At 67.7% G+C, this 14,913-nt stretch carries 12 protein-coding genes; 2 read left to right on the top strand and 10 right to left on the bottom strand.

Annotated elements, in window-relative coordinates; all coding sequences use genetic code 11:
- Nucleotides 1-36 precede the first annotated feature (36 nt).
- From ACRC20_RS12965 to secA, 5 genes are all read right to left on the bottom strand, one after another.
- Nucleotides 37-1,350, bottom strand: coding sequence for a fatty acid desaturase family protein (locus ACRC20_RS12965; RefSeq protein ID WP_438686796.1), 1,314 nt, complete (start codon nucleotides 1,348-1,350; stop codon nucleotides 37-39).
- 27 nt (nucleotides 1,351-1,377) lie between these two features.
- Nucleotides 1,378-2,709 (bottom strand): fatty acid desaturase family protein, encoded by a 1,332-nt coding sequence (locus tag ACRC20_RS12960; protein WP_438686795.1) that lies wholly within the window; start codon nucleotides 2,707-2,709, stop codon nucleotides 1,378-1,380.
- 134 nt (nucleotides 2,710-2,843) lie between these two features.
- Entirely contained in the window at nucleotides 2,844-3,986 is a 1,143-nt protein-coding gene (locus ACRC20_RS12955; protein ID WP_438686794.1) for a ferredoxin reductase, read from the bottom strand.
- Nucleotides 3,987-4,063: 77 nt separating this feature from the next.
- On the bottom strand, nucleotides 4,064-4,606 hold the full coding sequence (locus ACRC20_RS12950; RefSeq protein ID WP_438686793.1) for a DUF6912 family protein: 543 nt from the start codon (nucleotides 4,604-4,606) through the stop codon (nucleotides 4,064-4,066).
- Nucleotides 4,603-7,359, bottom strand: a complete 2,757-nt coding sequence (secA, locus tag ACRC20_RS12945; RefSeq protein WP_438686834.1) for a preprotein translocase subunit SecA — start codon at nucleotides 7,357-7,359, stop codon at nucleotides 4,603-4,605. Before secA ends, ACRC20_RS12950 begins: the two co-directional genes overlap by 4 nt.
- A 171-nt stretch (nucleotides 7,360-7,530) precedes the next feature.
- Here secA and ACRC20_RS12940 point away from each other — a divergent pair, with 171 nt between their 5' ends.
- Entirely contained in the window at nucleotides 7,531-8,346 is an 816-nt protein-coding gene (locus ACRC20_RS12940) for an LLM class F420-dependent oxidoreductase (RefSeq protein WP_438686792.1), read from the top strand.
- A 129-nt stretch (nucleotides 8,347-8,475) separates the two neighbouring features.
- On the opposite strand, the gene hpf is transcribed toward ACRC20_RS12940, so the two are convergent.
- From hpf to mtrA, 5 genes are all read right to left on the bottom strand, one after another.
- Nucleotides 8,476-9,240: a ribosome hibernation-promoting factor, HPF/YfiA family gene (hpf, locus tag ACRC20_RS12935; RefSeq protein ID WP_438686791.1), complete on the bottom strand. Its 765-nt coding sequence runs from the start codon at nucleotides 9,238-9,240 to the stop codon at nucleotides 8,476-8,478.
- 197 nt (nucleotides 9,241-9,437) lie between these two features.
- Nucleotides 9,438-10,112, bottom strand: a complete 675-nt coding sequence (locus ACRC20_RS12930; RefSeq protein ID WP_438686790.1) for a ComF family protein — start codon at nucleotides 10,110-10,112, stop codon at nucleotides 9,438-9,440.
- 193 nt (nucleotides 10,113-10,305) lie between these two features.
- Nucleotides 10,306-12,111 carry an MtrAB system accessory lipoprotein LpqB gene (lpqB, locus tag ACRC20_RS12925; protein ID WP_438686789.1) on the bottom strand — a complete coding sequence of 602 codons (1,806 nt, stop codon included), beginning with the start codon at nucleotides 12,109-12,111 and terminating at the stop codon, nucleotides 10,306-10,308.
- Between the two features lie 13 nt (nucleotides 12,112-12,124).
- Nucleotides 12,125-13,795, bottom strand: coding sequence for an MtrAB system histidine kinase MtrB (gene mtrB / locus ACRC20_RS12920; protein WP_438686788.1), 1,671 nt, complete (start codon nucleotides 13,793-13,795; stop codon nucleotides 12,125-12,127).
- Nucleotides 13,796-13,995: 200 nt separating this feature from the next.
- The gene (mtrA, locus tag ACRC20_RS12915; protein ID WP_438686787.1) at nucleotides 13,996-14,673 is read right to left on the bottom strand and encodes an MtrAB system response regulator MtrA; all 678 of its coding nucleotides are present in this window, start codon (nucleotides 14,671-14,673) and stop codon (nucleotides 13,996-13,998) included.
- Between mtrA and ACRC20_RS12910 the strand changes: the two genes are divergently transcribed.
- The gene (locus tag ACRC20_RS12910) at nucleotides 14,672-14,830 is read left to right on the top strand and encodes a hypothetical protein (RefSeq protein WP_438686786.1); all 159 of its coding nucleotides are present in this window, start codon (nucleotides 14,672-14,674) and stop codon (nucleotides 14,828-14,830) included. The two genes, mtrA and ACRC20_RS12910, sit on opposite strands and share 2 nt — an antisense overlap.
- Nucleotides 14,831-14,913: the final 83 nt, after the last annotated feature.

Below are 14,913 nucleotides of genomic sequence, written 5' to 3'. Positions count from 1 at the left end.
TGCGTCGCGGAAGCGCCCGCGAAGACCGAACTGGGGTCAATGCGCGGCCAACGCCGGATGCGCGGGCTCGACCCCTGGGAGGCTCCGCGCCGTTCTGATGAGCCGCTTCTGCCACTCGGGCCGAGTGAGGCCGTACGCCGTCCTGAGCCCGACGCGGTGCTCGGCGCTCCCCTCCGCCGCAGCGGCGGGAGGTTCCTCCAGCCCTCGGAAACGCAGCTCCGAGGAGGTCTCCGGCGCGTTGTCGCTCGTAGCGGTCAAGAAACGGTTCGGCAGCGAGAGCTTGGCGATGGTCCGCCACGTCAAGAAGTACTGCTTCGCGAACGAGCCCGTCGTGTACGGCAGGTCGTACTTCTCGCAGATCTGCCGGACCCGCTTGGACACCTCGTAGAGCCGGTTGCTCGGCATGTCGGGGTACAGGTGGTGCTCGATCTGGTGGCACAAGTTGCCTGACAAGAAGCGCAAGACCGGGCCGCCGGTGAAGTTCGCCGAGCCGAGCATCTGCCGCAGGTACCACTGCCCTTGGGTCTCGTTCTCGATCTCGGCGGTGGTGAACTTCTCCGCGCCGTCCGGGAAGTGCCCGCAGAAGATCACCGCGTTCGACCAGAAGTTCCGGATCACGTTCGCGGTCGCGTTCGCCGTGAGCGTGGACCGGAACGCCTTCCCCGTCAACGCGGGGAACAGCACGTAGTCCTTGCCGACCTGCCTGCCGACCTTCTGCGCGACCTCTTTGACCTTGTGCTTGCCCTCCTCGGAGCGGTACCAGCTCGCAGTCTTGGCCTCCATGCCCGCGGCGGCGTTCGGGCTGATGTGCTGGAACGCCACGCCCCACTCGAAAAGCCCGGCCAGCAGGCTGTTCCACAGCAGGTTGCCGAGATGTGCGGGCCGCCAAGGCTCGTCACGGGTCACCCGGACGACGCCGTAGCCGACGTCCTCGTCCAACCCGACGATGTTCGTGTACTTGTGGTGCAAGTAATTGTGCTGGTGTTTCCAGTGGGCGGAAGAGGACGTGTTGTCCCATTCCCAGGCGGAGGAGTGGATCTCGGGGTCGTTCATCCAGTCCCACTGCCCGTGCATGACGTTGTGCCCGATCTCCATGTTCTCGACGATCTTCGCGATCCCGAGCGTGACCGCGCCGATCCACCACAGCGCCCGGTTCCGGCTGCCGATCAGGGCAACCCGTCCGACGAGCTCCAGTGTCCGCTGGAAACGGATCGTGCCCCGGATGTAGCCGGCGTCGCGCTCGCCGAGCGAGCTTTCGACCTCACGCCGAATGGCGTCGAACTCTTCGCCGATGGCTTCGACGTCGGCCGCCGTGAGATGCGTGAACTCTTTGATGTCGCTGATCGCCATATCGACTCCCTTCAGAGATGGACGTCGTCAGACCGCGCGAGCGGGGCGGGCGCTGGTCCGGCCCGAGGCGGAGCCGCCGACGCGCTCGCGGACCGTCCGCAGCGCCCTGGCCCACACGGGCCTGCTCGCCTCGTATGCGGTCTTCAGGCCGCGCCGGACGCCCGTCACGGGGTCGACCGTCGGCCTCGCGGGCTCGCCGTCCACCCGGAAACGCAACTCGGACGAGGTCTCCGGGGCGTTCTCGACCGTGGCCTTCAAGAAGCGGTCCGGCAGCGAGAGCTTCGCGATGGTCCGCCACGTCAAGAAGTACTGCTTCGCGAACGAGCCCGTCGTGTACGGCAGGTCGTACTTCTCGCACAACGCCCGCACTTTGACTTGGATCTCGTGGTAGTGGTTGCTCGGCAGGTCCGGGAAGATGTGGTGCTCGATCTGGTGCGACAAGTGCCCGCTCAAAAAGCCCAACACCCGCCCCGCGTCGAAGTTCGCCGAGCCGAGCATCTGCCGCAGGTACCACTGGCCCTTGGTCTCGCCCTCCACGTCCGCCGTCGTGAACTTCTCCGCGCCGTCCGGGAAGTGCCCGCAGAAGATCACCGCGTTCGCCCACACGTTGCGGATCAGGTTCGCCGTCGCGTTCGCGGTCAGGGTCGAGCGGAACGCCTTCCCGGTCAGCGCGGGGAACAGCACGTAGTCCTTCACGATCTGGCGGACGGCCTTATGCCGGAACTCGCCGATCCGCTTCTGGATCTGCGGAAGCTTGATGCCCTCCTTGAACGGGAGCTTGACGCCGTCCTTCACCATCCCGCTCGCCAAGTGGAGGTGCTGCATGCCCACCCCCCATTCGAAGCCCGCGCAGAGCAGCGCGTTGAAGACGAGGTTGCCGAGGTTCATCGGCTTCCACGGCATGTCCCTGGTCACCCGGACCAGGGTGTAGCCGACGTCGTCGTCCATCCCGATGATGTTCGTGTACGTGTGGTGCGTGTAGTTGTGCTGCTGCTTCCAATGGGCCGAGGATCCGACCATGTCCCACTCCCACGCGCTGGAGTGGATCTCCGGGTCGTTCATCCAGTCCCACTGCCCGTGCATGACGTTGTGGCCGATCTCCATGTTCTCGACGATCTTCGCGAGACCGAGCACAGCCGTCCCGAACCACCAGAGCCCTCGGCGACGGCTCCCCGTCAGCGCCACGCGCCCGACGAGCTCCAGGCTGCGCTGGAAACGGATCACGTTCCGGATGTACCGGGCGTCCCGCTCGCCACGGGCGCTCTCGACCTCCCTGCGGATGGTTTCGAGCTCAAGCCCGATCGCCTCCACGTCCGCCTCGGTGAGGTGCGCGAATTCTTTGATGTCGCTGATCGCCATATCGGCCTCCGAAAGTTTTTCGCCTCGCGCTCGGAAGGGGAGCGCGTGCCCAAGCCTGGACTGTGCCCAAGACTAGAGAATGTCACCCATTTATGTGACTACCGCTTGCGCTATGTGACTAGTCCCACTGACGACTATAGGTCTATAACGCAGTTACCAACAGGCGTGGTGCAGCACGTTTGTATGCGCTCGCCCTCCTCGTAGATGTGACCGTTGCGCAGATCACACGCAGTGCCTTCGGAGAGCTGCGCGGAGCAGGTGTGGCAAATGCCCATCCGGCAGCCGAAGGGCAGCACGAGACCAACGCCCTCCCCCGCCTCGAGGATCGTCGTCGCCCCGTCCGCATCCGCTTCTTTCTTCGAGCGGGCGAACCGGATCACGCCGCCCAACCCGCCGGAGCCCTCCGTCGCGCCCTTGCGGCGCAACGCGAACTGCTCCATCTTCAGGCGGTCTTCCACGCCTGCCGCGGACCACCACGAGACAAGCGAATCCAACAGCTCGGGAGGCCCGCAGGCCCACGTCCGCCGCTCCTGCCAATCCGGGACGAGCTCGGCCAGCCGCTGCTCGTCGAGGCGCCCTTGCGTGCCGGTGAGCTGGAGGTGGAGGCGCAGGCCGGGGAACTTCTCGTCGAGCTCGCGCAGCTCGGAGCCGAAAATAACCCCCGCCTCGGTCCGCTCCGAGTGCACATGCGCGACATCGATCGGCATGCCTTGGCGCGCGAGGGAGCGAAGCATCGACATGACCGGGGTGATCCCGCTGCCCGCCGTGATGAACAACGCCTTCTCGGGCAGCGGGTCCGGCAGGCGGAAATCCCCTGCGGGGGCTTGCAGCCGCACCACAGTCCCGGGCCGCACCCCCGAAGTCAGGTGCGTGGAGAGCCTGCCCTCCGGCACCGCGCGCACTGTCACCGACAGCGGGGCGTGCAACGCCCGGTTGCGGATGGAGTACGTCGGAACGCTCGTCAGCGAGTACGAGCGCCACACCCACCGCCCGTCGATCCGCACGCCGATGCCGACATGCTGGCCCGGGACGAACCTCGGGTCGAACCCCCAGCCCGGACGGATCACCAATGTGGTCGAGTCCGCCGTCTCCGGGCGGACGTCGATGATCTGGCCGCGCAGCTCGCGCGCCGACCACAGCGGATGGAAGAGCTGTGCGTAGTCGTCCGGCAACAGCGGATGCGAGAGCCGGGCGGCGGCGCCCCGGACCATGTTCACGCCCCAGTTCCGCGTCGGAATGTGCTGTGCAGGCTTTTCGAGCCACGCTTTGAAACTCATAGGCCGAGTCTAGCCAGCAACGCCGACGAGCGATTAACGCAATACGCGAGGAGCCGAGACCGCCCGCTGGGCCGGGGTCAATCGGCCAAATGCAGCACTAAAGACAACTCTGTCGAGGCGTACCACGCAAGCGGCTCGTCCTGGGCGTCCGCCACGACGTGCTCCGCGTCCGGGTCGCCGAGGTCCGCCGAGTCGACCACCAGGGCGGCCTTGGCCACGACGTCTTTCGCCGAGAGCAGGTCGACGTAGAGGCAGTCGACCGCGTCGAGCCCGATCGGGCTTCCCACCCGCGCCACCGCGTCGTCGAGGTCCGGGCGCAGCTCGACCTCGGGGATCTCCAGGACCAGCACCACGCGCAACGACGGGGCTGCGCCCTCCTCCTCGGACAACAGGCGCAACGAAGCCAGCGCGGCCTCGTCCAGCGCCACTTCGGCGAGCTCCTCCTCGTCGCCGCTGGCGTACGCCTCGCGCAAGGCGGGCGTGACCGCGAACGCCGTGCCCGACCGGGGCCTGATCTCGCCGGACTCCAGCCATTGGGCCAAGAGGCCCAACGTCGCGGGGACGAACACCCGCCAAGGCTCCTTCGCCTGGCCCGGCGAAGGCTCGGACGCTTGCGTCACCGTCCCTGCCTCCGAGCTGCGGCACGACGCTCCCGGCGCGTGCTCGAAGGGAGCTCGCCCGGCGCGGGGCTGCGGCTCACCACAGCCGAGCCGTCCTCGCCCGGAGCCGTGTAGGTGAGCGCCTCCTCGGGCTCGGACTCGGGCTCGGCCGCGCCGCCGACCTGCAGCTGGGGATGCTCCTCCGGCGCGGCGGGGTCCTGTTCGGCCTGGGCCGCATCGGCGGGCGCCTGGCCCTGCTGGGGCGGGGTCTCCACAGTGACGTTCACGTTGAAGAGGAAGCCGACCACTTCTTCCTTGAGCCCGTCGAGCATGCCGGTGAACATGTCGAAGCCCTCGCGCTGGTACTCGACCAAGGGGTCGCGCTGGGCCATCGCCCGCAGGCCGATGCCCTCCTTGAGGTAGTCCATCTCGTAGAGGTGCTCGCGCCATTTCCGGTCGAGGACCTGCAGCATGATCATCCGCTCCAGCTGCGCCATCCCGCCCTCGCCGACGACGGAGTCGATCTCCTCGGTGCGCTTCTTGTAGTGCGAGCGGGCGTCTTCGAGGACCGTTTCGAGCAGCTCCTCGGAGCTCACGTCCTTGCGCTGGCCTTTCTTGTCGGTCGGGACGGCCTCTTCCGGAGCGATCCCGACCGGGTAGAGCGTGCGCAGCGCCGCCCACAGCGCGCCGAGGTCCCAGTCCTCCGCGTACCCTTCTGCGGTCGCGCCGCTGACGTACGCGGTGATCGTGTCCGTGACCATGTGCTGCACCTGGTCGCCGAGGTCCTCGCCTTCGAGGATCCGCCTGCGCTCGGCGTAGATGACCTTGCGCTGCTCGTTCATCACGTCGTCGTATTTGAGGACGTTCTTGCGGCTCTCGAAGTTCATCTGCTCGATATCGGTCTGGGCGGTCTTGATCGCCCTGGTCACGAGCTTGTGCTCGAGCGGGACGTCGTCGGGCTGCCCGCCGCTGCGCAGCGCGAACTCCAAGATGCCCTGGTTGAACCGGCGCATCAGCTCGTCGCCGAGGGAGAGGTAGAACCGCGACTCGCCCGGGTCGCCCTGGCGGCCTGCGCGGCCTCGGAGCTGGTTGTCGATCCGGCGGGACTCGTGGCGCTCGGTGCCGAGGACATAGAGCCCGCCCGCCTTGCGGACCTTCTTCGCCTCCTCCTCGGCCTCCTGCTTGACCTCGACCAGCGTCGGCTCCCACTGGGCCTCGTACTCCTCGGGGGTGCCGACCGGGTCGAGGCCCTGCTCGCGCAGGCGCTCGTCGGCGATGACGTCGACGTTGCCGCCGAGCACGATGTCCGTGCCTCGGCCCGCCATGTTCGTCGCCACCGTGACCGCGCCGAGCTTGCCCGCGCGGGCGATGATCGCCGCCTCCTGCTCGTGGTACTTCGCGTTGAGCACGGTGTGCGGCACGCCCTGCTTCTTCAAGAGGCGCGAGAGCGTCTCGGAGCGCTCCACGCTCGTGGTGCCGATGAGCACCGGCTGCCCCTTCTTGTGCCGCACGGCCACGTCTTCCACCACGGCGTCGAACTTCGCGTCCTGCGTGCGGTAGATGAGGTCGGCCTGGTCGGCGCGGACCATGCTCCGGTTCGTGGGGATCGAGACCACGCCGAGCTTGTAGATCTGCTGGAACTCGCTCGCCTCGGTCCGGGCGGTGCCGGTCATGCCCGCGAGCTTGTCGTAGAGGCGGAAGTAGTTCTGCAAGGTGATTGTGGCGAAGGTCTGGTTCTCCGCCTTGACCTCGACGTTCTCCTTGGCCTCGATGGCCTGGTGCAGGCCTTCGTTGTAGCGCCTGCCCACGAGGAGCCTGCCGGTGTGCTCGTCGACGATGAGCACTTCCCCGCTCTGGACCAGGTAGTCCTTGTCCCGGATGAAGAGCTCTTTGGCCTTGACCGCGTTGTTGAGGTAGCTGACCAGCGCCGAGTTCGCCGCCTCGTAGAGGTTGCCGATGCCGAGCTGGTCCTCCACGAAGCCGACGCCCGCCTCGCTCACCCCCACGGTGCGCTTGCGCAGGTCCACCTCGTAATGCACGTCTTTCTGCATGCGCTCGGCGATCCGGGCGAACTCCACGTACCACTTCGAGGAGGAGTCGGCCGGGCCGGAGATGATGAGCGGGGTGCGGGCCTCGTCGATGAGGATGGAGTCGACCTCGTCCACGATGGCGAACGAATGGCCGCGCTGCACCAGGTCGTTCACGTTGTGGGCCATGTTGTCGCGCAGGTAGTCGAAGCCGAACTCGTTGTTCGTCCCGTAGGTGATGTCGGCGTGGTACGACTCCCGACGACGGGCCGAGCCGCCCCCGGCCAGGATGGCGCCGACGTTCAGGCCGAGGAAGCGGTGCACGCGGCCCATCCACTCGGAGTCGCGCTTGGCCAGATAGTCGTTGGTCGTCACGACGTGCACGCCTTCGCCCGTCAAGGCGTTGAGGTACGCGGGCAGGACACAGGTGAGGGTCTTGCCCTCGCCCGTCTTCATCTCGGCGATGTTGCCGTAGTGCAGCGCCGCGCCGCCCATGACCTGCACGTCGAAGTGGCGCTGCGACAGCACTCGCCGGGAGGCCTCCCGAGCGGTGGCGAACGCCTCGACCAGCAAGTCGTCGAGGCTCTCGCCGTCCTCGTGCCGCTTCTTGAACTCGTCCGTCTTCGCCCGGAGCTCGGCCTCGGTCAGTTTCTCGAACTCGTCGGAGAGAGCATTGACCTGGCTCACGACGTTGCCGAGACGCTTGATCGCCCGGCCTTCTCCGATTCGCAGCAGCCTGTCGAGCAACGACACCTGGGCACCCATTTCTCTCGTCGCCAGGCAAGTTCCTATCCCCTGCCCGGCGGTTTTCTCCAGCCGGAGCAATATCCGGCGAACGCATCCATACTAGGGGACGGAGCCGGCTGGGCGCGTTATGCTCGGGGCACGCCCCGACCCACCGCTTTGAAAGGCGCAGCCATGGCCCGCAAGATCCGCATCGGTGTGCAACTCCAGCAACAGCACGCCCACGACTACCACGCGATCCGCGACGCGGTGTCACGGGCCGAAGACGCGGGCGTGGACGTCATTTTCAACTGGGACCACTTCTACCCGTTGCACGGCGACCCCGACGGGACGCACTTCGGCGACGGCTGGACGCTGCTCGCGGCATGGGCCGAGCAGACCTCCCATGTCGAGCTCGGCGTGCTGGTCACCTGCCTCGGCTACCGCAATCCCGATCTCCTCGCCGATATCGCCCGCACCGTCGACCACATCTCCGGCGGCAGGGTCGTCCTCGGTGTCGGGGCGGGCTGGTTCGAGAAGGACTACGACGAGTACGGCTACGAGTTCGGCACCGCAGGCTCCCGGCTCGGCCTCTTCGCGGACAGCCTCGACCGGGTCAAAGCCCGCCTCACGAAGCTCAACCCCCCGCCTGTCGGTCCGCTGCCGATCCTGATCGGCGGCAGCGGCGAGCGCAAGACTCTGCGCGAGGTGGCCAAACACGCGGACATCTGGCACAGCTTCCTCCCGCTGCCCGAGTTCGTCCGCAAGAGCGCGGTGCTCGAAGAGCACGGCGCGGCTGTCGGCCGAGACGTCTCGCAGATCGAGCGCTCGATGAACTGGCCGGGTTCGGGGAGCACCGTCATCAAAGCCGTCGACCCCGCGCAAGCGCCGAGCGTGGCCGACGACTTCCTCGCGGCGGGAGTCACGCTCTTCACCGTCGGCGTCGGCGGCCCCGACTACGACTTCACCACCCTCAACGAGGCCCTGCGCTGGCGCGACGCGAACTCGTAATTCCTGAGAGCCAGGCGGCGATCTGCGGCGTTATCGGAACCTCGTGTGCCCATAGCCGCCTCCGTGCACGTCGGTTCCTGCTGCCTCGCATCTCATCCGCCTGGACACCTCAGGAAGAGCGCTCGACCCTTATTGTTCCAATCGGATCAGCCCGTAGTCGAAGGCATGCCTGCGGTACACCACCGAAGGCAGCCCGGTCGCCTCGTCGTGGAAGAGATAGAAATCGTGGCCGACCAGCTCCATGTGCGAAAGCGCCTCGTCAACGCTCATCGGGGCGGCGGGGTGCGATTTGACCCGGACGATCTGGCCCGGCCCGGAAGGCTCCTTGTCCACCTCGACGTCCCACTGCTCCAGTTGCGGCGCCCCGGACGGGACGCCCCCCTCGGCCTGTTCCGCGACAAGCCCGGTGGGAGCGGGCCCGGCATGCGGAGCGACCCCGTTCGGCGAGGGGGCCTGCGCGACGAAGCCGCTCGCCGTCGCCTCGGCGACGGAGGTCGGCCGGTGCTGCCCCTGGTGCACTTGGCGGCGGTCCTTGCTGCGGCGCAGCCGCTCCATCAGCTTGTCCCCCGCGAGCTCCAAAGCGGCGTAGAAGTTCTCCGCCCTGGCTTCGGCGCGGACCACCGGACCCCTGCCGAGCACGGTCAACTGGACTCGTTGGCATTGTTTGGACTGCCGGGGGTTCGTCTCATGGGCGAGCTCCACCTCGACCCTGTGGCAGCGCGAGTCGAACTTCTCCAGACGTAACAGCTTCTCCGCGACATGTTCCCGAAAATGCTCGGGGACGACGACCCGACGACCGGTCACCACGATGTTTGGATGGGATTCGGCCTCCGCGCCTGTGTCTTCCCCATTGACACGCGCCGTGTCCTGCCTGGCTGCCAACTGCTGGGTCATTCTCGAACCTCCTGAGTTCTCCGGCCTCGGTCGGCGCGGCCCTGCGCGCGGCCTCTAGGCAGCGAACAGGCGGTCCGATTCGGACTTGTCGCCATGTCCGCTACATGTGACGGTAGTCGCATTTTCGCGATCTTGCCACCCCGGCCCGTCGGCGAGTGATTAACTCGACGTCATTCTTTGTTCAGAGCGATGTCTGCTCAGCCTGCGACCACAACGACCGCCGCGACAAAAACCTGCGCCCCGGCGAGCGCGCGAACTGCCTCGCACGCCGTGGACCCCGACGTGAGCACGTCGTCGACGAGCACCGTCGACCGCCCGACGGCAGGGCTCGGACGCGCGCGCACCCTGGCCCTGCCCCGGACATTCGCGAACCGCTCCGAAGCCCCGAGCCCCACCGAGTCGCGAACGCCGATCCGGTAGCGGAGCAGATCTTCGACATCGGTCCTCGGCAAGATCGCCGAGGCCGCGGCGGCCATCCGGAGCACCGGGTCCCCTCCCCTCGCCCGCGACACGCGGGCGCGCGACGGCGCGGGCACGAGCCGCAACCCCCGCCCTGGGGGAAGCACGTCTCGGCGGCGCAACTCGGCAAGGACGCGGGCCAGGCGCTCTCCAAGGACACCCCCCATGTCGCGACGGCCGTGCGCCTTCGCGGCGAGCACGGCAGAGCGGCGCGCTCCGCCGTATCGCCCGCTCGAATAGACCGGCACGCCCGGATCGAACTCGGGGCGCACAAGGCGCGGGCGCGGACTTGTCTCCCGATCGCAGCAATCGCACCACGCCACGCCCCTCGCCCGGCAGCCGCCGCACTCCTGCGGCACGAGCACATCGAGCACCGACCGGCCGGCCCATTGCAACCCCTCCAGGAAATCCATGCCGCCATGGTGCGCCAGAGCACCGACAAAAACCGGACCTCATTTTTCGGAACACGACCACATCGCATGGAAGTATCCGGGGAGCCCCGTGTGGATGAGATGCAAGGCGCGGCGGCCCGTGGTGTGTTAGGGAGCGGAGGCACACACGAGGGCCGCCGCAACGCCGCAGATCGCCGCACGGACCCCGGAGACGCTATTTCGGCAGGATGATGGTGGAAAGCGTCCCGTGCAGCATCGGTATTTCTTTCCAGAAATCCTCCGGGCCGCCGTTCCTGCGCAGCTGGAGCACAGCCCGGGAGTCCGTCACATAGATCATCGTCGACGAGGCGGTGATGGACGAGATCGGCGGGGTGAGGTTCCGGGTCGGGATCGGGGTGGAGAACGGGCTGCCGACGGGGACTTCGAGCACCGGGGGCTCGAGCCCCGGGGGGCCTGCGAGCGCCTGCGCCACGTACAGCACGTCGCCCGCGCCCCAGTCGACGCTCGTCACCTGCACGGGGTGCTCCGGGTTCGAGGTGAGCAGCGACTGCGCGTCGGTCAACGAGTAGCCGCCCTCCGCGTTCTGGCGGACGTTCATCGTGATGAGCCTGCCGCCCACCACGAGCGCGGCCCGCACGCCGTCGTGGGACAGCCGCAGCTCGGTGATCGGGCCGTCTTGCGGGGTGCGGCCGAGCTCTGAGATGTCCACGTCGGAACGGGTCAGCTGGCCGTTCGCGTCGACGCTCGCGCAGGCCACAACGGAGCCGTCGAGCACCGTCCACACCTTCAACCCGTCCGGGGTCCATGTCGGCCTGGTCATCGTGTGCTCGGCGGTCGCTCCCAAGTTCACCGTCTTGTCCGGCGGGCCCACCATCAGCTGCGCGGAGCCGTCCGGGCCTTTCACCACCGCCGCCGCGTAGCTCTCCTGGTCGTTCACGGCGGCGGTGAGGATCGAGTTCACTACGCCGAGCGCCCCGGCGACCTTCTGCACCCCTCGGTCGGTGACCCGCGCCAAGGTCCCCCCGTACACCGCGTACATCGTGTTCCCGGAGCTTTCCCCGGTCGGGTCCCACGGCCCGACGTCGTTCGTCGTCCATCCCGCGCTCAACCGGTCTTCCACCGGTATCCCGCCGACCGAGATCAAATACGGGCCGGTGATCCCTGCCGAGGCCAACGTCCAGATCACCTGCGCGGCGAGGAGCTGCTTTCCTTTCTGGTCGAGCTCTCCGAGCCCCTTGAAATCGATGCTCAGCCCGTGGGCGTTGGGATTCCCCGGCTGCCCGGCCACCCGCGCGACCGGCGAGCGCAACGCCGCGTGCTGGGGGAACTGCGTGCGCACCGCGCTCGACAAGAGCGGCCTCGGCCCGTTGATGAGGAGCTGGACGAGCTGCTCGGCGAGCGCTGTCGGATCGCCGGAGACCCACCGGGGGTCTGGCACCAGCTGCGCCCCCGACGGGTTCAAGAAGTACAGGTTGCGGCGCTGGTAGCGGTATTGGAACTGCTTGGCGTCCGCCAGCACGCCCTTGTCGAGCGAGCTGATCCGCCACTCCCCGCGCACTCGGGTCACTTCGATCTGGCGGGCCACGGCCGTGTCGTCCCGGCCGACGACTCCGTCGGACTCGATGTGCCCGATCGCGATCGCGCGGATCTGGAAGCGCATCCGGTCGGCCTGGTGCTCGTTCTGGTCCTCGGGCAGGAGCACGTCGATCGTGTCGATGATCGTGCCCCCCGGCGAGTCGTCCCAGGTGCGCGCGGCCTCCTCGGTGAGGAACTCGCGAGCCTTCCCGTGCCGGGCGGCCGGATCGACCGAGGCCTTCAAGAAATCTCGGATCAGCGTCTCGGGCGACATGCCTGGGGACGGCTCGGGGACGGCCATCGTGTCCTGGGCTCCCGCGGCGCGCTGCACGGGGCCGAGCGCGTGCGGCGGGCTGCCGGTCGGGATGGTCGCGCACGACGCGAGAAGCGCCACGCACAAGCCCAGAAGGACCGCGCGGAACTGGAAGGAGGGCTGTCGTGTCACTCGTCTGTCCCCATCATTCTTCATCTGTCTTGCCCCTGAGCGGCGGGGAATCCGCGAGCACCTCGCGGAGTTCGTGGGCAGACGGAATACGTTGCGGGCTTGCCGGTTTGAGCGGCAGCGGGCTGCCCACCACCTTGTGCCCGCGCACCAACGGCAGCGTCAACCGGAAACAGGCCCCCCGGCCCGGCTCGCCCCAGGCCTCCAACCGGCCTTGGTGCAGCCGCGCGTCCTCGTAGCTGATCGCGAGGCCGAGGCCGGTGCCGCCCATCCGGCGCACACGTGACGGGTCTGCCCGCCAGAAACGGTTGAAGACGAGTTTTTCCTCGCCGGGCTTGAGGCCGACGCCCCAGTCCCGGACGGTGATCGCCACCGCGTCGGTGTCGGCCCGCATCTTCACCTGCACCGGACGCGACTCGCCGTGGTCGACGGCATTGGCCAAGAGGTTGCGCAGCACTCGCTCCACGCGGCGCTGGTCCACCTCGGCGATCACCGGCGTCTCCGGGAGGTCGAGCTGGATCACCGTGCCCGAGCTCTTCGCCCCCTGCTCGACGACGTCAACGGCGGCATAGACGCAACGGCGCAGGTCGACTTGCTCGGCGGAGAGGTCCGCGACCCCGGCGTCGTGCCGTGAGATCTCCAGGAGCGACGTGAGCAGGGATTCGAACCGGTCCAGCTCTGCCTCCAGCAGCTCCGAGGACCGGGCCAAAGCCGGCGAGAGCTCGTCGCGGGAGCCGTGGATGAGATCGGCGGCGAGGCGCACCGTGGTGAGCGGCGTGCGAAGCTCGTGGCTCACGTCGGAGGTGAACTGCCGCTGCAGCTGGCCGTACTCCTCCAGCTGGACGATCTGCCTGGACAAGCTTTCGGCCATTTCGTTGAACGACATCGCCAGACGCGCCAAATCGTCCTCGCCGCGCACGGGCACCCGCTCGTCGAGCCTGCCGTTGGCGAACCTGACCGCGATCCGCGCGGTCTGGCGCACCGGCAGCACCACTTGCCTCGCCACGAACATCGACACCGCAGCCATCAGGATGGAGAGCACCAGCCCGCCGGTGATCAGGTTGCGCTGCACGAGATTGAGCGTGGACTCCTCGTTGGACAGCTGGAAGATCAGATAGAGCTGCACCCCGACCGCCCCGGTGGCCATCGGGGTGCCCATGACGAGCACCGGCCGCGTCCCCCCGTCCTGCGCGGGCTCGGTGGCATAGGTGTAGCTGACCTGCCCGGAGCGCACGAAGTCCTGCAAGGCCTCGCTCACCGTTTGGCTCGGCCCGAGGACGACCTTCCCTTGCGTGCCGTTCTCCGGAACGATGATCACGGAGTCGAACACCCCGGCAAGGCCTGCCGCCGAACCGGGATCGGAGAGCCGGAGCCGGACCGCCCGCATCCTGCTCTCCACCCCCTCGGACTCCCCCATGCCCGCCAGCTCGCTCTCGACGGTGGCGCGCGCGCGGGCGAGCTCGTCCGAGGCCGCCGTGATCTTCTGCGTCAGCAACCGGTCGGCGATCTGGCTCGACAAGAAGAACCCGAGCACCAGCATCAACGCCAGGGACAGCCCCATCGCGGACACCAAAACCCGCAGCTGCAGCGAACGCCGCCAACGCCGCCCGACAACCCGCGAGGCGCGCTCCAGCCAGGTCAAGAAGGTGGCGGGACCGTGCTGTAAGCGACGACTTCCCCCGATCACGCGCCTTCAACTCCAGTCATAGATCCAGTGAAGCATGGCAACCATTCCGAAAGGGCCTGATTCCATGCTGAGTCATCGTGGATCCAGATGGACGCATCGCAAGGCGCACCGGGACGACGCGCACGGGCCCAGCGAGGAACGAGCCGGTACACGAGGAGCGGAGCAACGCAGCGAGGCGCCATCTGGGCCGCGACCCCAGATCAGGGCGGGCCGGCCTTGTAGCCGACACCCCTCACCGTGAGCACGACGCGCGGGGCGTCGGGATCTTTTTCGACCTTGGCGCGCAGGCGCTGCACGTGGACGTTCACCAGCCGGGTGTCCGCCGGGTGGCGGTAGCCCCACACCTGTTCGAGCAGGACCTCGCGGGTGAACACCTGGCGGGGCTTGCGCGCGAGCGCGACGAGCAGGTCGAACTCAAGGGGGGTGAGGGAGATGATCTGGTCGCCCCGGCTCACCCGGTGGGCGAGCACGTCGATCTCGACGTCGTCGATGGTCAGCACCTCGGGCGCGGCCACCTCGTTGCGCCGCAGCCGGGCCCGGACCCTGGCCACCAGCTCCTTCGGCTTGAACGGCTTCATCACGTAGTCGTCCGCGCCAGACTCAAGGCCGACGACCACGTCGATAGTGTCGGTGCGCGCGGTGAGCATGACGATCGGGACGCCGGACTCGGCCCGCACCTGGCGGCACACGTCGATGCCGTTGAGCCCGGGGAGCATCACGTCGAGGAGCACCAGGTCCGGGCGCAGCTCCCGAACCGCTGGCAACACCTTGCTGCCGTCGGAGACGACAACCGGGTCGAACCCTTCTCCGCGCAAGACGATGGTCAGCATTTCGGCCAAAGCCACGTCGTCGTCCACCACTAGTATCCGCTGTCGCATGGGCACATGGTCGCATCTCGACCTGATAACGGTCCAGACGGCGCGCCGTGACACCGCGACGCCGAACTCGCAGGCAGCGCGATTTCGGCCGGAGCGGACCTGGTTTTCTCCTGATTTTCTCCTGAAAAACCTTGCTTTCCACCCGCCGCAGAACTAGCATCGAGCACGATACATCGTTCGCAATTGAATATTTTTCTTCGATCTCGGGCACTGTATCTGCCGCCCGCCGATCCCTGGAAA

It is taken from the genome of Segniliparus sp., assembly GCF_051660745.1.
Taxonomy (GTDB): Bacteria; Actinomycetota; Actinomycetes; order Mycobacteriales; family Mycobacteriaceae; genus Segniliparus.
This window is presented reverse-complemented; position numbering and strand designations above follow the sequence as displayed.